The sequence below is a fragment of the Thermofilaceae archaeon genome, assembly GCA_038731975.1.
Classification (GTDB): Archaea; Thermoproteota; Thermoprotei; order Thermofilales; family Thermofilaceae; genus JANXEW01.
Genome location: JAVYQJ010000005.1, coordinates 55809 through 76279, shown reverse-complemented (window position 1 = coordinate 76279; position 20471 = coordinate 55809). Strand labels below are relative to the sequence as shown.

The window sequence follows — 20471 nt, the reverse complement described above, 5'->3', positions numbered from 1 at the left end:
ATAGGATCGGTGAGACGGAGGAGAGGATACTAGAGACGAATAAGAGGATCGACACTCTCGGAGCGGAACTAAACGCAAGGATCGCAGAGACAAACAAAAGGATTGATGTACTGGTAGCAGAGCTAAACGCTAGGATTGATGAGACAAACAAGAGGATTTATGCACTGGGAGCAGAGCTAAATGCAAGGATCAATGAGACGAATAAGAGGATTGATGCGCTGGGAGCTGAGCTAAACGCTAGGATAGCAGAGACAAACAAGAGGATAGACAACTTTGTAAATGAGTTAAACAAGAGGATCATGGAAATGAATAACAGGATCGATGAAACGAATAAGAGGATCGACACTCTCGGGGCTGAGCTAAACGCTAGGATTGATGAGACAAATAAGAGGATCGATACCCTCGGAGCAGAGCTAAACGCTAGGATCGCGGAAATGAATAAGAGGATTGATAACGTTTACGGGGTGCTGGGCGAAATACAGAAGACTATGGCGGGCGTTCAGAACACCATGCTCGAGATTCTGAAAGTGCTTGCGGAGCTTCAGCGGGATGTAGCCGAGCTTAAGGGAACCTTACAGAAGTAGAAATCCTCGTCAGCAGCTTGCAGTTGCACTTGCTTTCTCGCGCGCTTCTGTGAAGGGCGTTCTCTCGATTTGCGCGGTAACCGAAGCCTGCTGAGGCTGCGTGCAGCTGGGCTGGAAGCTTTACAGCGTACACTCCTGCATAAGCCTAGCAAGGCAGCCCGCATGTGGCTTTAAGCTGACGCTTGGGTTGAGATGCATGGCTCCTTTCGGCTTTCCCAGCCGAGTATCGAGTAGCCTTCATGTGCCATTGAGAGGGGTAAGAACCTTTGAGCGGAGCGGTCCCGGGTGGGGCGTGAATTTCATTGGTGCCACCGTGCCTCAGCTGCCAGCTCCTAAGCCTCAGGCGCTTTACTGAAAACGCGCGGTCTTCCTGATGATGCATAATGCTTAATTAGAAGGTGCTGCGAATAGAAGTCATGAGTGATGTCCTGAGGAGGGTTAAGGAAGGGCGCTCGTTGAGCGAGAGGATTGCCTCCTACATACCGGGTTACCGGGGCTACAAGGAGAAGGAACTCAGGAGGGAGGCCGACCGATTGATCAGGGAGCACCTGCTCAGGAGGCTGGAGCCGGCTTACCGGGACTTTAAGAGCAACATGCTGGCAGTAGCGGCGTCCGGGGACCCGGCGCTCATGTCGGTCTACAACCAGACCCAGGCGCTCTTCGACAGGGTCATCTCGAAGCTGAGGACGGCGAGCTACGGGTACAGCGGGTTCTTCGACGCTGTGAAGATCCGGGAAAGGGAGCTCGACAGGATGCTGGAGTACGACTGGGGGCTCATCCAAGCCGTTGAGGAGCTGGCTTCGACCGCCAGGGCGGTGGCGGCCGCGGAACCCTCGAAACTGCCCGATGCTCTGGGCAACCTAAGGAGCAAGCTTCTCTCCTTCGAGGAGCTACTGATCAAGCGTGAGGAGGTTATAAGGGGCGTAGTGGGTGAGATCTGATGCCGCAGGTCATCGAGTGGGTGAACCCGGGGCCGAACGATATCGTCTGGCGCTACCCGAGGACTGACATCGAGTGGGGCGCCCAGCTGATCGTCCACGAGTACGAGGTGGCAGTCTTCTTCCGGGATGGGAAGGCATACGACGTGTTCGGGCCTGGTAGGCACACGATCACGACGGCGAACCTGCCGCTGCTGACCTCCGTCCTCTCGAGGCTCGCGGGCTACCCCACGACACCCTTCAGGGCGACGGTCATCTACGTCTCGACGAAGCAGTTCAGGGGGATGTTCGGCGGCAGGACGCAGACAACCGAGCTGGCTCCGCTGATGTTCAGGGGTAGCTACTGGTTCAAGGTTAGCGACCCGAAGGTCTTCGTCATGGAGGTAGTCGGGGGCCAGAACCTCTTCACCACCGAGGCGGTGAACGAGTTCATCAGGGGCTTTATCAACGAGCGGCTCATCAAGTTCCTAGCGGGATACGACCTCGCCACGGTGTTCACCAAGGTGGATGAGGTCTCATTCAAGGCTAAGGCGTTCCTCCTCGAGGAGATGCGCCGCATCGGCTTGGAGCTGATCGACCTGAAGTTTGAGGGCATCGACACAACGCCGGAGTACAGGGACCGGCTCTTCTGGCTGAAGCAGACTGGTGCTGCAACCTACGTGCTCCAGATGGACACCGCCAAGGCGGTGGCGCAGGAGCTCGGCAAGTCCCCTGGAGCAGCTGTCGGCGCCGGCGTGGTGATGATACCTCCGCTGCTCGCGCCACCCCCTCAGCCCGCTGCTCAAGCACCGGCTGCAGCTGCTCCACCAGCCGCTCCCCCAGCGCCTCCACCCACCAAGGCTTGCCCGCAGTGCGGAAGGCAGGCTCCGGCCGACGCCCTGTTCTGCCCCTACTGCGGGTACCGCTTCCCACCCCCGGCCAAGAAGTGCCCGAACTGTGGGAGGGAGGTTCCCGGTGACGCGGCCTTCTGCCCCTACTGCGGGTACCGGTTCCAGTAGGTGAACACATGAGGTATGGTAGCGTGGCGCTAGCGGTCACCACCGCGTCGATCGGCGTGGTGCTCCTGCTCGTCAGCATCGGCTACGTCCACGCATTGACGCTCGCCAGCATACCCCTGATCGCCCTCGGCTCGTGGACGCTGGCCTACGGCGTGCACGACCGTAGCAGCTACCACGGGTTCTGGGGCGGGCTGCTGGTCGGGTTGGGGTTAGCGCTGCTCCTAGAGCGGGTAACGGGCAACCTGCTGCTCAACTTCGCCGCCCTCATCATCGCTCTCTCGATCGGGGGCCTTCTCTTAGCGCGCAAGGGGTGAGAAGATCAGCTTCCTGAAGAAGATCGCTGAGAAGATGACGCCGCCCCGGATGAAAATCGACTTAGCGCTCAGCAAGTACCTGTACGCGCTGGGGGAGGAGGTTGAAGGCTCTTTGAGCGTGGTCTCAGAGGAGGTAGTCGACAGCGATGAAACCCGCATAGAGTTCACGTGCGTGGAGAGCAACAAGGTTAGGAAGCGCGTTTACAACCCCAGCTTAAAGAGAGAAGTTGAGACAGAGACTTGGGAATCCACCACCCTTCACAACCAGAAGATACCCCTCTCCGGGCCCCTGCACTTTGAGCCGGGTTCCGCAGCCACATTCAAGTTCAGCTTCGCGATCCCCCCTACACTCCCTCCCACCATCAAGAGCGCTTCGAGGAGGGTGGAGTACAGGGTGAAGGGCGTGGTCGCGGTGAGAGGGAGGCCCGACGCGACTAGTAGAACGATTGAGATCTCCGTCGCCGAGCCGGGGTCGGTGAAGAGGAACGTAAAATGCCTCTACTGCGGAACAATGTACCCGGAAGACCTCACCAACTGCCCGCACTGCGGCGCACCTCGCACGCGGTAACTCAACATCCAACAGGGGTTGCAATTTCTCCAGCAATCTCAGCTGGAAACGAGAGCAGGCTGATTCGCAACCGAAACACTCGCTAGGTTTTATTAGGCAGGGCCAGGGTTACTCGATCCGATGATGAGCTCAGGCGGCTTAGAAGGGTGATATGATCAGCCTTGACTGAGCTTTCCTACCGAGAGCCTCGAAAGATCTATCACTCGGATTGGGATTAAAAAGAAAAAAGAAAAATGCTTTTAATAAACCGTTGGGGTTTTACTTCTTGGGTGGCACTTTAGCTGTCCTGTGCTTCCTGATCATGTGCATTCGCAGTGAGATCTCTCTGTCGAATTTCTTTCCGCACTCTGGGCAAGTGAATTCCGCGCTCATCGTGTTGTAGATATCACCTTTGGTATTTAAGCTTAACTTTTATGAATCCTCTCTGCAACTGCCCCATGCCCTGACTAATTTATCCCCTTAACGCTCGAGCATGAACGAGCTTTCCTAAGGTTGACGAGAGATTTTTCAGAGAATACCAGCCCCATATGGATCTGAATAATCTCCGAACTTCGCTCCGATCATCTGGAACCGGTCGCCGGCTGTGTGCAGGGATCCTAGAAGGATCAGTCAACCGGGCACTCTTCATCCCTTCCGGTCGTTAGACTCCCTTCTCATCAGCTAATGTAGCTTGTCTGCAGCCGCTTTAAACTCTCGCTCCTAGAGGTAAGCGTTTTTACCGCCCGTTACGACCGGGCTGGCGTGGATGAGGTACACATAGTGACTGTGGGGACCAGCATCGTCAGGAACGCTGCGCAGGACCCCGGGCTACCCCCGGACTTGGCGGATCGGGTTAGGAGGTGGGCGCGCGCAACACCTGGATCCAAGGATGACGTGGAGGCCGGAGAGAGGGGGGTTCCGGGGCAGCCGGAGTTTAGAGCGCTCTATGAGATCTTGAAGGTGAAACCTCGCGAGCTGAGCGCGGAGTTGAACGCCATGTGGAGGTACCTCGATGAAGGCCGGGTGGGGTTGGCCGAGCTGCTGGCGACGGACTCGGGCGTGTGCGAGCTCTGCGCCAGGCTGCTGAAGGAGTACCTCACCGCGACACACGGGGTGGAAGCTGAGGTTTACAGGGTGGAGAAGCTCGGTAGGGACTTCGAGGAGGGCCTCTACAACCTGCTGGACCGGATAACGGCTCTGGCAGTGAAGCACAGGGGGAGGAGCATCTACTTGAACGCGACTGGGGGGTTTAAACCGGAGACAGCCGTCGTCTACGCGGCGGCCTGCCTGCTGGGCTTCGACCGCGTGTACTACATCCACGAGGCGATGAGGGAGGTGGTGGAGATACCGACGATACCCCTCGCCGTCCACAGCGATTACCTGCGAGCTCTCGAGCTGCTTGCCGCCGGAGCCCCGGCTGATAAGCTTGCCGCGGAGCTCGAGCGGAGGGGGATCATCACGCGAGTGGGGAGGGAGTACAGGCTCAGGAGGTGGGTCGAGCGTCTAACTAGAGCTACAGCGTGAGCGTTTGCGCGGAACAACGGATTGAGCCGGCGACCGATACGGCTGTGAAGGCCTGAGGGCTTCGGCGCCGCTCTACCCGATCTCAGCTCTCGCTACAACTACGCCAGAGGATTCCAGCCACTTCTTCACCCTGAATCCGGACTCTTCCAGGAGCTCGCGTAGCTCGCTGCTACGGGGTGGTGGCCTGTAGGCGCCGAGGAGGTAGTCGGGGAGGCAGGTGACGAGGCCCGCCGACGAGTAAACGGACTGCAGTATGGCGAGGAAGCCGCCGTCCTTCAAGCAATCTCTCACGGTGCTGAGGGCTAGCCTCGGGTTGAAAACCCAGTGGAGTATGTCAGCCATGAAGGCGGCGTCGACTTTCTCCTGCAGCTTTAGCTCCTCCGGTAGATAGCGGACGAAGGTGACTCGGGGCTGCTGGCCCATCAGCCTAACCGTCCTCTCGATGACAGAGATGTTTTCGGGGTGCGGCTCGGCCGCGATCACGTGGGCCCTCGTCATCTCGAGGAGAGCGACTGTAGAGGTACCGATCCTTGGGAGTACATCTACGATCTTTGCGGTCTCGGGCAGCCGGTTCAACCCCGTCTCCTCCACGGCTATCTCTATCGTTAAGCGGTAAGCGAGATTCCCGAGGAGCTTCGCGTAGGGAGCCCTTGCCTCCGTAAGGCTGGGTTTCTCACCCGTTTCCAGCGCTCGAGGGAGGTTGGAGAGAGCGTAGTCGATGGCGGGGATCAGGTCTGAGGCTTCCAGGGTGGTTACATGAGGTCTCTCGGGCTTCGATACGAGCTTCATCCTGTCTCCAACCCACTTGGCGTACCCTTCCTCAACGAGTAGATCGATCACGTACTTGGCCAGGTCCTTATCCGCGTGCTCCCACCACGGTTTCTCCTGCAGAGAGTCCAGAATGCCGTGCTCCTCGAGGATCTGGACCAGCTTCCAAGTGATGTACTTCGACAGCTCTTCGCTCACGCGGATAACGTGCAATGCCTCCCTCGGGCTTCTCAGGAACTTCCTGATGAAGTAGCTACTGAACGACATGCTACTCTTCGACCTCGAGGAGGTCGAGCTCCCTGAGCAGCTCCAGGGCTTCCTCAACCCTCGGCGGTAACACACCCCTCCTGATCGCGTCGAGGAAGGGCTTCAGATGGGAGGGTATTAGGGATTCATCCTTCACTCGTATTCGGGCGATGTCGAAGGGTTTACGGGCGGGGACGTTGCTTACAGGGCGGAAGTCTCGCAAGCCTAAGTTAGCGTCCACCAGCAGAAGATGCGGTTGACCGCAGTAGGGGCAAATGAACGCGTGCAAGCCCTCCCTGTGTATTTGAACGAGTGAAGTCTCCTGGCATTGGCTGCACGAGATCCGCACCTGTTTGGATTTCATCCTTAGCTCAGCCATGCTCACTACGCGTCTACTTTAAACTTTTTAAGTTTAGCTTCTCTTTTAGAGGAGAGAAAAGTAGACCAGAAATTGTTCTATTAAAAATTTCGCTATACTTGCTTATAAATGGTAACTTTACAGGGCTCGCTTGGCTAGTCTGCCGAGGTAACTGGCAATCCAGTTTGAAAATCACTTCTTCGAGCAGTTGAGAACCCATCGTTTCTCAACTATTCCGGGCAAGCTTTTAATCATGGGGGGTGAGTAGTGCACGCTATGAGCAGCGTTGATACGAGGCTGCTTAAAGCCAGGCTGGCCGCGGCGGCGAGCTACGCGGTGGTGGCTCTAGGGTTCTACCTGCTCAGCTTGATCATCCCTCCCCTCCTGTCGGGAGTCGGCATCCCGGGGATCCCCCCACCCTTCTCAAGCCTTGAACGGCTGTTCTGGGTCTTCCTCTTCCTTCTCTCTCTTGCCTTTGCTGCGACAGCGCTCTACAACTTCATCCGGGCTGTCGACCCCTTCTTCGCGCTGGTTTCGCGAAGAATCGGTGGCGCAGCTGAACCGGGGAAAAGGATCGTCCGGGATCTCGCTTATGCCCTACTCGCCGTTTTGATCGCAGCTGCTGTAACACCCTTCACCGAGAGTGTTGATGCTCTCGGCTCAACCCTCAGGGTGGCTATCGGGTTGATGACGCTGGCCGTTCTCGTCATCCTGCTGTATGATGCTGCGAGAACCATCTACACCTACGCGAGGGAGAGGATCGAGGGGTTGATAGAGAAGCTGGCAGGGTGACGCCGATGGATCCGACGAAGTACCTCCTAACGTACCTCCTCGTAGTACTGTTAGCGATATCCGAGGTCTTCCCCCTCTCAGTCTCAGCCATGGTGGGGGCGGCACTAGCCGTCTTCTTCGGAATCTCTGACGGTTTGTTCACGTACAAGGAGGCCCTCAGCCTCATTGACTTGGAGCTGATTGCCCTGATAATCTCCGTCATGATCGTCGTGGAGATCGTCGACCGCTACGGCACCTTCCGCTACATCGCCCTGAAGGTAACGCGCAGGAGCGCCGAGAAACCCGGCTTGCTGCTCGTGTCCGTAGGGCTGATGAGCGCACTCACATCGCTCCTCCTGAGCGATGAAGCCGCGATCCTCCTCTTCACGGCGCTCATGGGAGCTCTTGCGAAGCTCAGCGGCCTCGACCTGCTACCCTTCGCTATCGCGTCCGCGGTGATGGTGAACCTGGGCGGAACAGGGATGCTCACCGGATCGCTCCCAAACATGGTTGTGGGCTTGAGGGCTGGCTTCAACTTCCTGGAGTTCGCGCTATACATCCTTCCCCTCGAGTTCATACTCTACGGGGTCACCCTCCTCTTTCTCTACTCCTATTACAGCCCAAAGTTAAGGACGCAGGTATCAGTCGAAAGCTTAATGGACGTGCACGTCAGCATCGTGGATGCCATTAAGGGCGCCGTTGTCCTCGCATCGATGATCTCATCGCTCGTTGTGGCCTCACTGCTGGATCTACCGGTCAGCGGGGCTGCCCTACTCGTTGGCACAGCGGCCCTCGCCGTCTCCGGCTTCGATACCTCAGAGGTGCTAAGGAGGGTGGAGTGGGATACCGTGTTCTTCGCAGCTGCCTTCACCGCACTGGTTGGAGTTGTCGAGAGAGCTGATGCCATGAGAGGCTTCGTGGAATTCACGCGTGAGCTGAGCGGGGGCTCGCTTGTTGCCTCAACCCTCTTCATACTCTTCATTAGCGGCACGCTGGGCCTGTTCGTGCCCAACGTCATCACGGCTCTCTCGTTCATCCCGCTCGTCGATGGGCTACCGTTCCCAGACAAGAGGGCCCTCTGGGTCGCTCTTGTGGTCGGCTCAAACCTGAGCGGTGTGGGCCTACCGGTGAGCAGCTACGTCATCGTCCTGACGCTGGGCGCTTTGAGGAGGGAAGGCTACAAGGTCGACCCGTGGTCCATATCGAAGATCGGAATACCACTGACCGGGATCTGGTTGCTAGTCTCAACGATCTACTTATTACTTCGCTTCAATCTGCTTGCATGGTGAGAGCATGGAGGATGACACGCTTGAGAGAATGATCATGAAAAGGTTCAGGAACTTCGAGGAGAAGTGCAGGGAGGAAATTGAATTGGTCGATGAGGCGCTGGGAAGACCCCACATCACGCTCGACATCGCCCTGCCCGCGGGCTGCGAGGAGTTGAAAGAGATCTTCGAAAAGCTCCCTGAGGATGAAGAGTTCATGAAAGAGCTCGAAAAATTCGTGAGAGATTACGTAAAGAGAAAAATTCAAACAACCGGTTAATTATCATCGTCAGAGCCAGCCTGTAGTAACCGATTGCTAAAAAGAGAGCTTCCACTGACGCTATAATTCAACAATAAAAAAGGGTGGAATTACTTACCCCTTCCCCCAGCCCTCTTTGTAGCCTCCTCCCTCACTTTCTGAGCGATTTCCCTCGCTTTTTCTACCGTTTCCCGGGCTTGCTGTGGAACTTGGCGCTCCGTTAGCTTATTAATAATTTCCTCGAGTTTCTGCAGCCTCTTTTCCAGCTTTTCCATTTCCTCTTTCTCCAACCTTATTTGCTTTTCCACCCTCTCTCGTACCCTGCTTAGGGTTCTGTTCACTAGTTCAGCGATTTTTTCGACAGCCTTTCCGCTCCTCAAGGCTCTGCCTATAGACTCGATGTCCGTCTCGTTCACCTCTACCCCCCTTCTCGCCATATCTCTGACGAGCCTTTGAGTTCCAAGCCTCGCTAGAGCCGCGTTTGCGAGGCCTAGCAGCTTCTTCGCCTCAGCTAAGCGGTGGGCAGCCTCGCTCTCGTTGCACGCCTGGGCTAGCTTGCGGCCCTCCTCGACCAGGCTTTTAGCCCGCTCGAGGAGCTGCGCGATCTCGGAAACGTTGTACCCGTTTTCAGCCGCTCTTGCGACGAGCTTCTCCAGCTCCTCGATTCTGCGCTCCGCAACATCTAGTGCCGTCATCAGCGGGTAGAACTCGGGCGTCCACTTGCAGGTTCGGTTCGCCTCCGGGCCCTTAGGAACGGGTGGTTCAACCGGTGCCAGGACGAACCTGCACGCCGCAAACGAAATGTCGAGCTGATCTTTGATGAACTCCTGAAGCTCGAGGGCTGCGCCGTAGCTCTGTATCGCCGCGTGAGCGTACCGGAAGGCTGCCGTATAGTCGGCGTTGTTGAGAGACTCGTTCGCAAGGGCAAGGTACTTGTCGCCTACGGAGGTAAGGTTCAGCACCTGCTGGTAGAGGCTCGCATACTCGGTTTGCGTCACGTTGGCTGCGGCTAAGATCTCGTTGCGGCAGTGCACGAGGCTGGACAACCTGGAGGCGACTCTAACGAGGTTTTGCGCAGCTACGGATGGCACCGGTCCCGTGGGTGCCGCCTCCTCGGCGGGCTTCTCCCACCGGATCTCGAATGTCGCTGTAGCGTTTTCACCACCGCCGCTGACGTACACGGTGTAAGAGCCCGCTGGGTAGACGTCGGGTAGCTCGAGGGTGAGAGTGGCCAGCCCGCTACCGTCGGTGTAAGCTTCCTTCAAGGCCACCACTTCGCCGCCGGGACCGCGAACCTCCACACCGTACGTCGTGTTGGCAGCCCCCACGATGATCACTTTGACTACAGCTGTCGCTACGCCGGCCTCGAACTCGTAACTTACAGTGGCTTTCACCGTCAAGGTTTGGGCTGCAACAAGAGCTGGTAGCAGCGCAGCAAGCGCGAGCACCGGTAGGGTTCTCAGCTTCATCGATACTACCTAAAGGGGTGAGGGGTAAAAGGAAAACCCCGGAAAGGCAGCTGGAATTTGAGGAATGTAGATTCCACCGGAGGGGTAGCCCCTTCAACCGCACTTTGCTGCTAGCCTTTTCACGATTATCTTCTGCTCCAGCTCCCTTAACCCGTACGCTAGTACGAGGGTTTCTCCCGTTTTAGCGAAGCCCGCGTTAAGGCAACGCGACAGGGTCTCCCTCAAACCTTCATCGTAGTCCTGCGAGGTTACGAGCACTGGGTGGAGGGCCCAGAGAAGGGAGAGCTTTCTCGCCACCCGAGCGTTGGGTGTGCCGACGTAGACCGGGATTGTGGGCCTCTGTGAAGCGACTTTCACTGCCATCCTTCCTTTCACGCTGTAGGTGACCAGCTTCGCTCCCATGCCCTCAGCCAGCTCGACGACGCCCCTCACGAAACAGTCTTCCTCGCAGAGCGCTCTCATCCTGGCCTTCGCGGAAAGCTCGTTCAGCTTGCTGTCCACCATCTTCTCCTCGGCGAACCTGATCAACCGGGCTAGCCAGCGTACAGTTTCCAGCGGCCTCTTCCCGACGGACGTCTCGTTGGTCAGCATGATGGCGTCAACGCCCTGCTCAACAGCCACGCTCACGTCAACGGCCTCCGCCCTAGTGGGCGAGTCGCCATCGATCATCGAGGCGAGGAACTGTGTGGCTACGATGACGGGCTTCCCCGCTTTCAGGCACTTTTCGACGATCAGCTTCTGGTAGTAGGGGACCTCCTCGAGGTTCAGCCGTATGCCAAGATCGCCCCTAGCCACTAGGACGACGTCGCTGACCTCGATGATAGAGTCGAGGTTCCGTAGGGCGCTCAGAGTCTCTATCTTAGCGATCACCCACGCGTCCGACCCGTAGCTCCTCAGAATCCTCTTGACCTCCTCGACGTCCGAAGCATCCCTGACGTGGCTCACACCGATGAAGTCGAAGCCCTCAGCCGCTGCAACCTTCAACGCCAGTAGGTCGCGCTCGTTGATGAGCGGCGCGTCGATATCCTTGCCGCGTAAGGAAACGTTCTTGCCCTGCTCGACGAGAGCATCCGTCTGCGATACGCACTCCAGAGCGTCACCTCTCCTGTCCACCACCTTTAGCCGAACCCTGCCGTCGTCGATCAGCACTTCGTCCCCGACCTCAACGGATTCGAAGAGGCTGGCGAAGGGTACGGGTATAACGGGCAGCTCGCGTCTCTCCCCGCTGGGGGCTATCAGCACCCTGTCCCCCTGCTTCAGGCGCAGGGGCTCCGCCATCTCGCCCACCCTCACTGAGGGGCCCTTCAGATCACCAATCATGGCTAGAGGCTTCCCCAGCTTCTCCTCTGCCGCTCTAACGGCTCTCAACCTGCGGATCCAAACCTCTGGATCCCCGTGCGCGAAGTTTGTCCTGAAAGCATCGGCGCCGCTCTCCGCCATTCTCAAGACGAGGTCTTCGTCTGTGCTGCTCGGGCCCAGTGAAGCGACTATTTTTACGAAGTAGCCACCCATGTAGCCGGGGCCGCAGCGTGCTTTTAAAAGGTTTTTAGCGTTGAGGAGCCTCCTCCCCGGCGAGCGGTAGAATCTTCTCCCGCACGAAGCTGAGAGCGACGGCTGGATCCAAGCGGGAGAAGAAGGTGACGATGCAGTTCCTCGTAACACCAACCACGAGCCCTTCGTCAGCCTCGAAAACGACGTACCACACGCTCCCCAGCCTCAGGTACTCGCTGTAGAGGCCCGAGCTGGCCAGCTGGCTCCCGTACAGCGTTAGCTTCCCCACGTCTGGGAGCCTCACGTCCGTGAAGACAACCACCTTAACCGACTGGGGCCTGCCCTCGTAGAGCCCCCTGAACACCTTCTCGGGAATCAGAGCTTCGAGTACGACGCCCCTCCTCCTACCGGCGGCGATCGCGGCCGAGATCCTCGACGCCACTCTGTTGGCTCTCGCCTTCCTCGCTGCCACAGTGAGGAAGAGCTTGCCCTTCACCTCGAAGAACCAGAACTCCGTCACCACCGACACGGGGACGCGGAGCTCCTCCCCCCTGTACCTCAAGCTCGCCAGAAAGCTCTCCTCGAAAACGCCCTTTAACCCTCCCTCCGCGGGCTGAAGATCGGCGACCCTAAACCCCACTTCAACCTCCCTCCCCTCCAGCTCGACGACCTCAGCGACACCGTAGCCCCTAAGCTTCGCGGCTACCTCGTCGAGCGTCAAGGGCTCTGCCACAACGAAGGACTTGAACGTTAGAGGCACGCCCACCCGTCGGGGTCATCGTATTATGCTTTGCGCGATCGGCGCCCCGGGCGCTTGTGAGGGGTGGTGTTAAAAGGGGCCATCACACTGATGAGCGAAGTGGGCAGTGTGCTGGAGCTGCTACACCCGATGATCAGGAGGTTGTGGGTGGAGAAAGGCTTCGGTGAACCCACTCCTCCGCAGAGGGAAGCCATCCCGCTGGTGCTCTCCGGCGAGAATGTGCTCATCGTGGCTCCGACGGGTAGCGGTAAGACGGAGGCAGCCCTGCTGCCGATCCTTTCGAGGATGCTGGAGGAGGAGGGGCCGGGGGTCAGGCTGCTCTACATCACTCCCCTGAGAACCCTCAACAGGGACATCCTGGCGAGAGTGGAGTGGTGGGCGCTGAAGCTGGGGTTCAGGGTGGGGGTGAGGCACGGGGATACGACCCCGGCCGAGCGGAGGGTTCAGTCGCTGACGCCTCCCGACATCCTGATCACGACGCCGGAGTCGCTCCAGCTCCTCCTCGTTGGTAGGAGGTTGAGGAACCACTTGGCCAACGTTAGGTGGGTGATCGTCGACGAGGTGCACGAGGTCGCGGACAGCAAGAGGGGTGTTCAGCTGAGCCTCCTGATGGAGCGCGTCAAAAGGGTGGCAGGTAGACTGCAAGTGATTGGGCTTTCAGCCAGCGTCGGCAACCCGGAGGAAGTGGCTAGGCTGCTCGTCGGCGCCCACGGCTCTTGCAGGGTTGTCGTTGTTCCGGCCCACAAGAGGGTTAGGGTGAGTGTCGAGTGGCCCCACCCGGGTGAGGGTGACGCGGAGCTCGCCGATAGGATCCTCGCCGCACCGGATGTGGCGGCCCGGCTGAGGTTCGTGCGCGAGCTGGTCGAGTCGAGACGCTCTACGCTGATCTTCACGAACACGCGGCCTACAGCCGAGCTGCTCGCGAGCAGGTTCAAGCTCTGGGACGAGAGGATCCCGATCTACGTCCACCACGGCAGCCTCTCGAGAGCTGAAAGGGTTCGGGTGGAGGAGATGCTGAGGAGGGGTGAGGTGAAGGGCGTCGTGTGCACGTCGTCGATGGAGCTGGGGATCGACATAGGCCACGTGGACCTAGTGGTGCAGTACAACTCGCCGCGGGAGGTTCGCAGGCTGCTGCAGAGGGTGGGTAGGGCCGGCCACAGCCTAGATCGGGTGAGCGAGGGAGTGGTGGTAGTGGGCAACAGCGACGACGCCCTCGAGAGCATCGTGCTGAAGAGGAGGATGGAGCAGGGGTTTATCGAGCCCTCAGAGATCCCGAGGAAGCCGTACGACGTTCTTGCACACGAGCTGGTCGGCCTAGCGATGTCAGAGCCCGTCACGCTGGAGGAGGCCTACCAGCTTGTGAGGGGGGCTGAACCCTACAGGGATCTGGAGAGGGAGGAGCTGGAGCGGGTTGCGGAGTTCCTCAGGAGCATCGGTTTGATCAGAGTCTACGGCGACCGTTTGAGGCCGGCGGGAAGGCGGTGCTACGACTACTTCTACGGCGCTCTCACCACGATACCCGAGGTGGAGCAGTACGTCGTCGTTGAAAGGTCCACGGGCGAGCCGATCGGCGTGCTGGACGACTACTTCGTCGCCGAGTACTGCGAGATCGGTGCTCGCTTCATCATGGCTGGGAGGCCGTGGGAGGTGGTTGCGCTCACCGAGGAGGTGGTGTACGTCGAGCCGGTCGAGGACTTCGAGAGCGCGGTGCCGAGCTGGGTGGGGGAGGAGATCCCCGTCCCCCACGAAGTCGCTCTGGAGGTGGGTAGGATCCGGGGGTTAGCGGCCGAGGAGGCGGAGAGGGGTGTTCCGCTCGAGGTCTTGGCGCAGAAGCTCGCTGAGAGCTACGGGGTTGACCGCTCGCTGTTCGAGCGCGCTCTGGCACCGGTCTACGAGATGGTGCGCCTGGGGCTGCCGGTGCCCAGCGACCGGTTGATCGTTGTGGAGGAGGCGGGGGAGGGGGTGATGGTCGTCCACGCCCACTACGGCAACCGAGTGAACCGGGCTTTGGGCAAGTACCTCGCCTACAGGCTGGCTCGGCGGCTCGGGCTGCCCGCTTACTCGGCGGAGAAGCCCTACAGGATCGTCCTCCGGTGCGAGAACGTTACAGCGGAGGAGGTGGTGGAGATCCTCCGGGAAACCGACGCGGAGACCTTCCTCCGGTACCTGAGGGCGGCAGTCGAGGAGAGCAGGGCTTTCAGGTGGAGGCTGCAGCAGGTTGCGAGGAGGATGGGCGTTCTGGCTCCCGGTGCGAGGCTCACAAGGGGGGATCTGGAGAGGCTGGTGGGCGCGCTCAAGGGGACTCCGGCCTACGAGGAGGCGATGAAGGAGGTGCTGCAGAGGGACATGGACGTCGATAGGGCCCTCGCGGTCGTGGCCGCGGTGAGGAGCGGGGAGATTCGCGTTGTAGCAGTTAGGGGGCCGAGCCCGCTGACTCTCGAGGCTGAGCGGAGCCTGCGAGAGGGGCTGGAGCCCGCGATGCCGGAGAAGAGGGAGCTCATCTCCTACGCGCTCTTCAAGGTGAAGGTGCTGCAATCCTTCGCCTCCTTCTACTGCACCGAGTGCGGCAGCATCTTTGAACTCCCGATCTCCGAGCTGGGCGAGGGGGTAGTGTGCCCAAACTGCGGCTCCGGCAGGCTGGCCTTCGACGCTGTTCCCGAGGAGGAGATGGCCGCTAGAGTTGAGAGGTGCGCGAGAAAGGGCGGCTGCAGGAGGCTGACCCTCAGCGCCTCGCTCTTCGAGAGGTACGGAGCAGCGGCAGTTCTAGCCAGGGCGGCGGGGCTCAGCTTCCGGGAAGTGAAGGAGGTGCTGGCCGGTTTCCACGGCGGGCGTGAGCAGCTGCTCAAGCTTCTCTGGGCCAAGCATAGGGAAAAGGTGAGGTCCATGCTCGCACGAGCGGCACAGGGTGCTGGCCTCAGGGGCTCGCAACGACGCCGCTGAAGCCGGCTAGCTTATCCAAGTCCACCTCGACACGGGCCCTCCAACCGATAGATACGGTGTCGCCCTCCCCCTCCTCCAGGTAGCCGAGGCGTATGAGCCTCTCGAAGGTGTAGGTGAGCCGGGGCCCCTTAAACTTGGACTTCAGGATGTTCAACAGCTCGCTGCGCGGCGCGCTCCCTCCCCTTGCTACGAGGTAGAGGAGGGAGGAGGAGAGCACGGCTAGATCATCGATCCTCCAGCCGCTCGTCTTGGCCTCCTCGATGCTCGGGGGCTCCTTCAGGACGACTAGGAAGAGAGCCTTCCTAAGGTCCCCCTCAAGCTTCAGCTTCCTCCCCTCCTCGTCCACTGCGACTGCCTCGAGGCCCAGCACCTCGAGGATCGAGTTGAGGGCCTTAACGACCTCCACGTAGTCTTCGCCTAATGCCCTAGCCAGCTCCCACCCTCTAACCCCCGGCCTAGCCCCGCTCCTGTAGAAGAGGAGCCTGGCTGCACGCTTGAGCTTCGCCGAGGGGACTCTAGCGGGCATCCTCCACCACCCGCTCCAGCGGTATCGCCAGGGACGAAGCTTCCCCGCCGCCACTCCTCGTGACGTAGAACTCGTCGGCCAGGGGGTCGTAGACCACAGAGAACTCCCCGCTGCTGGCGAGGAGCGAGAGAGCGTACGCGTTCAAGTAAGTCTCGTAGCTGCTCCCGCCACGAACGGCCTCCGCGTAGCTCACCGCCTCCTCAACCTCCAGCAGCCGGTTCAACCTCTCCCTCACCCTTTCAACCACCTTCTCTAGCTCAACCTGAGAGAGTATTCCCAGCTCAGCCGCAAGCTCGCGCGTCGCAACCGGCGTCTGCTCCTCCCCACCCTCGAAGGCTGCCCTCGGCTTCCTACCGCCCATGTACTCGACAGCCCTCAGGATGTCGGTGAACGTGACCTGCTCCAGCTCGACAATCGGCCTCCACGCGCCGAGGAGCTGAAGGGCCAGCTCCCTCTCCCCCAGCGCGTGCACCTTCAGCGCGGCCACGAGGCGGCCCAAAGCCACGGCTGAGGCCTCGCTGGCCAGCCACTCCTCCTGCCTTCTCACGACCTCGGCCAGCCTGTAGATCAGCTCCGCGTCCAGGGGCAGCTCCTCCACCTTGAGCTTCGGCAGGAGCGAAGCCAGCTCGTCGAGCAGCTCCCTTACCCTAACCCTGAAGGGGTCGGGTGAGGCTCTCAGGGTTTCAACGATCTCCTCCAGGATTTCCCTTAACCTACCCTCAGCTGACACGTCCCCCACCCCTGCTCAGTGAGACAAGCGTCCTCCCCCTGACCTTCTGGATGATGAGCGTGTGGGCGTTCTCGGGCAGCTTAGTGAGGGGGCCCGGTGTGATCACGACGTACTGGACGCCTGGACTCGCCTCGGCGAGCTCGAAAACCATGTTTAGCACAGCATCCCTGTTGCGCGGGTCCATGTGCACGTCGAACTCGTCCACGGCTCTGAAGGGGGATTTAACGTGGTTCTGGAGGGCGAGGAAGAAGCAGACGACTGCGGCGGTCCTCTCACCCCCGCTCAGGGAGTAGGGGTTGAGCGGTGCGGGTGCTGCACCGCCGTAACCGACGAGGATCTCGAGGCCCGCGCTCTCAACGTCCCCGCTCTCCGCCAACCTGACGCTGCCGCTGGCCCCCAGCTTGGCCAGCATTGCGGAGAACAGCTTGTCGACGTCCTCCACAACCGCGGACACCTTCTCCCTCCAGAGGCTGATCCGCTTCTCCAGCTCCTCCTCCAACCTCCTCTTGTTCTCCTCCAGCTCCACAGCCCTCTTCTCCAGCTCTCGGTACTCCTCGAGTAGCTTCCCGTAGGCCTCCTCAACCTCCGCCGGTATCTCGCCGATGGCCGCGAGGGAGAGCTCCACCGACCGGATCTCCTCCTGTATCTCCTCAACGCTCCTCACTGATTCCACCCTCTCGCCCTCCTCGAGCGCCTTCTCCTCGAGCGCCCTAACCTTCTCCGCAGCCCTGCGGCGGCGGGCCTCCAACTCCTCCCGCTCGGCGATCAGAAGCCTACGCTCAAAGGCTTTCACGCGGGCCGACGCGACCACGTCGACCAACCCCTCCCAGACGCTGCGCAGCATCGCCAGACCCTCGGCGAGGCCCAGTGCGCCGCTGGTGATCTGCCGCTCAATTGAGCCCAGCTCAGCCCTCAGCTCCTCCTCCCTCGAGCCTAGCACCCCCAGCGCCTCCTCCACCCCCTTCAGCTCCAGCGTAACCCTGCTGAGCTCCTCCTCAACCGCCCTCAGGTCGGCCTCCGCGTCCCGCACTCTGGCCCAGGCGAGCTCCCTGCGCAGCAGCTTGAGGCTCTCCTCGAGCGCCCTCCTCCTCCTGTACCTCTCGTAAACCTCGCTCCAGTACTTGAGAGCCTCCCGGGCTCTAGCGAGCGCGCTTTTAACCTCCTCCGCGCTCTTCGCGCCTTCAGCTAGCATCCTCTTCGCCGCCAGTACCCTCTCCCTGTACCCCGCCAGGCCCACGGCTTCCTCGAGCAGCCTGAGCCTCTCCTGGGGCGAGAGGAAGGCGAACTCCTCCACCACGCCCTGGTGCATGATGATCAGCGCGTTGTCGGGGTCTAGGCCCAGCCTCGATAGGTACCTCTTGACCTCAGCCTTCGTGACAACCCTCCCGTTCACTTCGTGCCAGTACTGGCCGTCGATCCTCAGGTACCGCGTGAAGAACACCTCGTCGCTCCGGAACCAAGGGAGGGGGCGGCGCCCATCCACGGGGCGATTGTCGATGACAACCGTCACTCGGGCTGCCTCCTCGCCGCGCCTAATCAGGTCGCTCAACCTGCGCCCCCTCTCCGTGTACGTCTGACCGAGCGCAACGCTGATGCCGAGGAGGAGGCTGCTCTTACCCGAACCGTTGGGCCCCGTGACTATGTTGATGCCCGGCGCTAGGGGGACCCTAGCGTACTTGTAGCTCATGAAGTTCTCCAGCACAACTTCCTTGATTAGCGCGGGCACCTTGTTGGTTGGGGAACCGCCGGCTATAACGCTATTCCCTAGAAGAACGACTCAAGCGTGCTCTGGCGGGCTCTCGCCCAGGCCTTCTCCAGCCTGGCGATCACGAGCTCGGCTCTATCGTGCGAGAAGCTGTTCTCCTCGACCAGGAACCTGTACAGCTCCTCGCTCTGGGGCTCGGTGAAGACGATCTCGTAGTCCTCTCTCACGGGAGGGTTGAGGAAGAGCTCGACGATCTCGCGGTAGTTGGCTGGCAGTAGCTCCCTGATCCTCGAGGGCAGCCGATCGAGGCTCCCGTACAGCTTGATGAGCTTGTACGCCCTCTTCGGCCCAATCCCCTTCACACCCTTGTTGTAGTCGGTCCCCGAGAGCACGGCTACCTCGACCAACTGCCTGCGTGTCAGCTGGAGGGAGCCGAGGAGCCTGTCGAGCTCGACCAGCTCGGGCTCTAGCTTTCTCGCCGCCATCTTGCTGGGAAGCCACTCGAAACCCGTCAGCGTCACGTACCTCACGAGCCGGGGGGCGCCGTACAGCAGCGAGTCCCAATCCTGGCTGGCCACCGCCCAAGCCTCCCCCCTCGAGACGATGAGCGCGGCCTGGGCTTCAGCGTCGTGGGGAGCGTCGACGATGGGGAAGCCCATGAGCTTGAGCAGCTTCCTGCTGCTTCCGAGGATCCACTCGTCCACGGTCGCCGATACCACGGCCTTGGAGAAGGCCTTCTCGTACTCGCCCGCTTCGATCAGCCTCCTGTACTCCTCCAGCGCCCTCTCCCTCAGCTCCCTCCTCCTCGCGATCTCCGCCCGCTTCAGGGGGTGCGGGGGGCCGTCGAAGACGAAAATGAACTTGCAGTTGTGCTCGAAGGCGAGCCTGGAGAAGCGGGTCGCCAAGCCCACAAGGTGCGAAGTGACTTGGCCCCTGCTGTTCCTCAACGGCTCGCCCCTCGCATCCCTGACCAGCGCGAGGAACTGGTAGATAGCGTTCAGCGCGTCGACGGCCAGCACTCTGCCCTCCAAGCCCTCCAGCCCGATCCTCTCCGGCTTGATCAGGGGGGTGAGTTTCGAGCCCATCCTTCAGCCGGCGAATTCCCACTCCTCCAGGTTGGCTGCGATGTCCTGAAGCAGCTCTCTCGAAGCGTCTCTCGGCAGAGCGAGGAAGAGCTTCACCAGGTGCTTGCAGAACCTCTTCGACTCCAGCGACTTCCTCCAATCCTCGCAGTCGTGGTAGAGCCTCCGACCCACTCGGTCCACCTCGACGCGGTAGCTCTTCACGCGGGCTGTAACCCCCTCGCTCGTCAGCGTGTACTGGACCTCCGCGTCGCCGATCTCGAGAGCCCGCTGGAACCTCCGATCACCGGCCAAAGCCTTCAGGAACTCCTCGATCCTACCTTCCTCCAGCTCGCGGACCACGCTTTTAGCGACTGGAGGGGCTGAGGAGAAGTACCTGTCCATCCGAGACAGCATCTCCAGCTGCCGGCTGTCCGCGAGGCCCAGCAGCGCGAGCATCTGGAGGGCGTTGTGGGGGGCGAAGCCCCTGAAGTGGTTGTTGAAGTAGCCGAGGAGCAGCTCAACCTGCTCCGCCAGTTGCCTCACCTTTTCGGCCCACGGCTTCAGCTCCTCGAGGCTGTAGTGGTAGTAGTACCATGGTCGCTCCCCCCTCCCGTGCCACCTCACGTACGCGAACCCGGCGGTCACTTCAGTTATGGGAGGGAGAAGGGGTTCGTCGACGATGACGTAGGCCACCCCGTACCTCCTGAGCAGGTTGAAGACCTCGCTGTTGATCCAGCTCGGGTCGCGGAACTCCACTGCGAACCTCACGCCCTGGGGGAGTAGGGCGAGGAACTCCTCGAACCAAGGCAGCTCCCACCTCTCCTTCGGTGGGAGCTGGATGAGCACCGCACCCAGCTTCTTCTGCCTGGCGAGGGGATGGATGGACTTTAGGAAGGCGTTGAGCTCGGCTTCGACGAACTTCGGGTTCAGCAGCCTCTTGTGCGTGACCCCCCTGTACATCTTCACTGAGAAGTAGAAGCCCGGTGGGGCTGACCTGGCGAGCCCCTCGTAGAACCTCTCACTCAGCAGGGTGTAGAACGAGGAGTTGACCTCAACAGTGTCGAACAGCTTCGCGTAGCTGGTGAACATGCCCCTGTCGCTATCGTAGAAGGGGCCGACCCAGTCGTCGTAGTCCCAGCCCGAAGTACCGATCCGGATCCTCGACCGCGGCAGCCCCAGGAACTCGTCCAGCGACATCACCGGCAAGATCACGG

At 60.3% G+C, this 20471-nt stretch carries 21 protein-coding genes; 10 read left to right on the top strand and 11 right to left on the bottom strand.

Annotated elements, in window-relative coordinates; genetic code table 11:
• From QXF46_04285 to QXF46_04265, 5 genes are all read left to right on the top strand, one after another.
• Nucleotides 1-584 (top strand): hypothetical protein (locus tag QXF46_04285; GenBank protein ID MEM0226071.1); only part of this gene is annotated, 584 nt, incomplete at its 5' end.
• A 416-nt stretch (nucleotides 585-1000) separates the two neighbouring features.
• Nucleotides 1001-1525, top strand: coding sequence for a hypothetical protein (locus tag QXF46_04280; GenBank protein MEM0226070.1), 525 nt, complete (start codon nucleotides 1001-1003; stop codon nucleotides 1523-1525).
• Entirely contained in the window at nucleotides 1525-2520 is a 996-nt protein-coding gene (locus tag QXF46_04275) for an SPFH domain-containing protein (GenBank protein MEM0226069.1), read from the top strand. Before QXF46_04280 ends, QXF46_04275 begins: the two co-directional genes overlap by 1 nt.
• 8 nt (nucleotides 2521-2528) lie before the next feature.
• On the top strand, nucleotides 2529-2834 hold the full coding sequence (locus QXF46_04270) for a hypothetical protein (GenBank protein MEM0226068.1): 306 nt from the start codon (nucleotides 2529-2531) through the stop codon (nucleotides 2832-2834).
• 34 nt (nucleotides 2835-2868) lie between these two features.
• Complete coding sequence (locus QXF46_04265) at nucleotides 2869-3402, top strand: hypothetical protein (GenBank protein ID MEM0226067.1); 534 nt, start codon at nucleotides 2869-2871, stop codon at nucleotides 3400-3402.
• Nucleotides 3403-3660: 258 nt separating this feature from the next.
• On the opposite strand, the gene QXF46_04260 is transcribed toward QXF46_04265, so the two are convergent.
• Nucleotides 3661-3774, bottom strand: coding sequence for a C2H2-type zinc finger protein (locus QXF46_04260; protein MEM0226066.1), 114 nt, complete (start codon nucleotides 3772-3774; stop codon nucleotides 3661-3663).
• Nucleotides 3775-4143: 369 nt separating this feature from the next.
• On the opposite strand from QXF46_04260, the gene QXF46_04255 reads away from it, so the two are divergent.
• Entirely contained in the window at nucleotides 4144-4905 is a 762-nt protein-coding gene (locus QXF46_04255) for a putative CRISPR-associated protein (GenBank protein ID MEM0226065.1), read from the top strand.
• 72 nt (nucleotides 4906-4977) lie between these two features.
• On the opposite strand, the gene QXF46_04250 is transcribed toward QXF46_04255, so the two are convergent.
• Together QXF46_04250 and QXF46_04245 are read right to left on the bottom strand one after the other, a co-directional pair.
• Entirely contained in the window at nucleotides 4978-5940 is a 963-nt protein-coding gene (locus QXF46_04250; GenBank protein MEM0226064.1) for a class I SAM-dependent methyltransferase, read from the bottom strand.
• A gap of 1 nt (nucleotide 5941) precedes the next feature.
• The gene (locus tag QXF46_04245) at nucleotides 5942-6298 is read right to left on the bottom strand and encodes a hypothetical protein (GenBank protein MEM0226063.1); all 357 of its coding nucleotides are present in this window, start codon (nucleotides 6296-6298) and stop codon (nucleotides 5942-5944) included.
• Between the two features lie 255 nt (nucleotides 6299-6553).
• Between QXF46_04245 and QXF46_04240 the strand changes: the two genes are divergently transcribed.
• The 3 genes from QXF46_04240 to QXF46_04230 are packed head-to-tail and all read left to right on the top strand — an operon-like array spanning nucleotide 6554 to nucleotide 8593.
• On the top strand, nucleotides 6554-7069 hold the full coding sequence (locus QXF46_04240; protein ID MEM0226062.1) for a hypothetical protein: 516 nt from the start codon (nucleotides 6554-6556) through the stop codon (nucleotides 7067-7069).
• Nucleotides 7070-7074: 5 nt separating this feature from the next.
• A complete protein-coding gene (locus tag QXF46_04235; GenBank protein MEM0226061.1) occupies nucleotides 7075-8337 on the top strand; it encodes an SLC13 family permease in 1263 nt (420 codons plus the stop codon).
• Between the two features lie 4 nt (nucleotides 8338-8341).
• Nucleotides 8342-8593 (top strand): hypothetical protein, encoded by a 252-nt coding sequence (locus tag QXF46_04230; GenBank protein ID MEM0226060.1) that lies wholly within the window; start codon nucleotides 8342-8344, stop codon nucleotides 8591-8593.
• Between the two features lie 89 nt (nucleotides 8594-8682).
• Here the strand turns inward: QXF46_04230 and QXF46_04225 are convergent, their stop codons facing one another.
• From QXF46_04225 to QXF46_04215, 3 genes are all read right to left on the bottom strand, one after another.
• Nucleotides 8683-10041 (bottom strand): hypothetical protein, encoded by a 1359-nt coding sequence (locus QXF46_04225; protein MEM0226059.1) that lies wholly within the window; start codon nucleotides 10039-10041, stop codon nucleotides 8683-8685.
• Nucleotides 10042-10134: 93 nt separating this feature from the next.
• Nucleotides 10135-11553 carry a pyruvate kinase gene (gene pyk / locus QXF46_04220; GenBank protein MEM0226058.1) on the bottom strand — a complete coding sequence of 473 codons (1419 nt, stop codon included), beginning with the start codon at nucleotides 11551-11553 and terminating at the stop codon, nucleotides 10135-10137.
• A 34-nt stretch (nucleotides 11554-11587) separates the two neighbouring features.
• On the bottom strand, nucleotides 11588-12292 hold the full coding sequence (locus QXF46_04215) for a hypothetical protein (GenBank protein MEM0226057.1): 705 nt from the start codon (nucleotides 12290-12292) through the stop codon (nucleotides 11588-11590).
• Nucleotides 12293-12355: 63 nt separating this feature from the next.
• On the opposite strand from QXF46_04215, the gene QXF46_04210 reads away from it, so the two are divergent.
• Nucleotides 12356-15232: a DEAD/DEAH box helicase gene (locus QXF46_04210; GenBank protein ID MEM0226056.1), complete on the top strand. Its 2877-nt coding sequence runs from the start codon at nucleotides 12356-12358 to the stop codon at nucleotides 15230-15232.
• Here the strand turns inward: QXF46_04210 and QXF46_04205 are convergent.
• The 5 genes from QXF46_04205 to QXF46_04185 are packed head-to-tail and all read right to left on the bottom strand — an operon-like array spanning nucleotide 15207 to nucleotide 20454.
• On the bottom strand, nucleotides 15207-15758 hold the full coding sequence (locus QXF46_04205; GenBank protein MEM0226055.1) for a hypothetical protein: 552 nt from the start codon (nucleotides 15756-15758) through the stop codon (nucleotides 15207-15209). The genes QXF46_04210 and QXF46_04205 overlap by 26 nt on opposite strands.
• Nucleotides 15748-16488 (bottom strand): hypothetical protein, encoded by a 741-nt coding sequence (locus QXF46_04200; GenBank protein MEM0226054.1) that lies wholly within the window; start codon nucleotides 16486-16488, stop codon nucleotides 15748-15750. Before QXF46_04200 ends, QXF46_04205 begins: the two co-directional genes overlap by 11 nt.
• On the bottom strand, nucleotides 16478-18214 hold the full coding sequence (locus tag QXF46_04195) for an AAA family ATPase (GenBank protein ID MEM0226053.1): 1737 nt from the start codon (nucleotides 18212-18214) through the stop codon (nucleotides 16478-16480). Before QXF46_04195 ends, QXF46_04200 begins: the two co-directional genes overlap by 11 nt.
• Before the next feature lie 38 nt (nucleotides 18215-18252).
• Nucleotides 18253-19278: a flap endonuclease-1 gene (gene fen, locus QXF46_04190; protein MEM0226052.1), complete on the bottom strand. Its 1026-nt coding sequence runs from the start codon at nucleotides 19276-19278 to the stop codon at nucleotides 18253-18255.
• A gap of 3 nt (nucleotides 19279-19281) precedes the next feature.
• On the bottom strand, nucleotides 19282-20454 hold the full coding sequence (locus tag QXF46_04185; protein ID MEM0226051.1) for a DUF72 domain-containing protein: 1173 nt from the start codon (nucleotides 20452-20454) through the stop codon (nucleotides 19282-19284).
• Between the last annotated feature and the right edge of the window lie 17 nt (nucleotides 20455-20471).

What these genes read in the sequence shown, in the direction of transcription:
- QXF46_04280 (MEM0226070.1), top strand. Translation starts at nt 1,001, where the DNA reads ATGAGTGATGTCCTGAGGAGGGTTAAGGAAGGGCGCTCGTTGAGCGAG.
- QXF46_04275 (MEM0226069.1), top strand. Translation starts at nt 1,525, where the DNA reads ATGCCGCAGGTCATCGAGTGGGTGAACCCGGGGCCGAACGATATCGTC.
- QXF46_04270 (MEM0226068.1), top strand. Translation starts at nt 2,529, where the DNA reads ATGAGGTATGGTAGCGTGGCGCTAGCGGTCACCACCGCGTCGATCGGC.
- QXF46_04265 (MEM0226067.1), top strand. Translation starts at nt 2,869, where the DNA reads ATGACGCCGCCCCGGATGAAAATCGACTTAGCGCTCAGCAAGTACCTG.
- QXF46_04260 (MEM0226066.1), bottom strand. Translation starts at nt 3,774, where the DNA reads ATGAGCGCGGAATTCACTTGCCCAGAGTGCGGAAAGAAATTCGACAGA.
- QXF46_04250 (MEM0226064.1), bottom strand. Translation starts at nt 5,940, where the DNA reads ATGTCGTTCAGTAGCTACTTCATCAGGAAGTTCCTGAGAAGCCCGAGG.
- QXF46_04245 (MEM0226063.1), bottom strand. Translation starts at nt 6,298, where the DNA reads ATGGCTGAGCTAAGGATGAAATCCAAACAGGTGCGGATCTCGTGCAGC.
- QXF46_04240 (MEM0226062.1), top strand. Translation starts at nt 6,554, where the DNA reads ATGAGCAGCGTTGATACGAGGCTGCTTAAAGCCAGGCTGGCCGCGGCG.
- QXF46_04235 (MEM0226061.1), top strand. Translation starts at nt 7,075, where the DNA reads ATGGATCCGACGAAGTACCTCCTAACGTACCTCCTCGTAGTACTGTTA.
- QXF46_04230 (MEM0226060.1), top strand. Translation starts at nt 8,342, where the DNA reads ATGGAGGATGACACGCTTGAGAGAATGATCATGAAAAGGTTCAGGAAC.
- QXF46_04225 (MEM0226059.1), bottom strand. Translation starts at nt 10,041, where the DNA reads ATGAAGCTGAGAACCCTACCGGTGCTCGCGCTTGCTGCGCTGCTACCA.
- pyk (MEM0226058.1), bottom strand. Translation starts at nt 11,553, where the DNA reads ATGGGTGGCTACTTCGTAAAAATAGTCGCTTCACTGGGCCCGAGCAGC.
- QXF46_04205 (MEM0226055.1), bottom strand. Translation starts at nt 15,758, where the DNA reads ATGCCCGCTAGAGTCCCCTCGGCGAAGCTCAAGCGTGCAGCCAGGCTC.
- fen (MEM0226052.1), bottom strand. Translation starts at nt 19,278, where the DNA reads ATGGGCTCGAAACTCACCCCCCTGATCAAGCCGGAGAGGATCGGGCTG.
- QXF46_04185 (MEM0226051.1), bottom strand. Translation starts at nt 20,454, where the DNA reads ATGTCGCTGGACGAGTTCCTGGGGCTGCCGCGGTCGAGGATCCGGATC.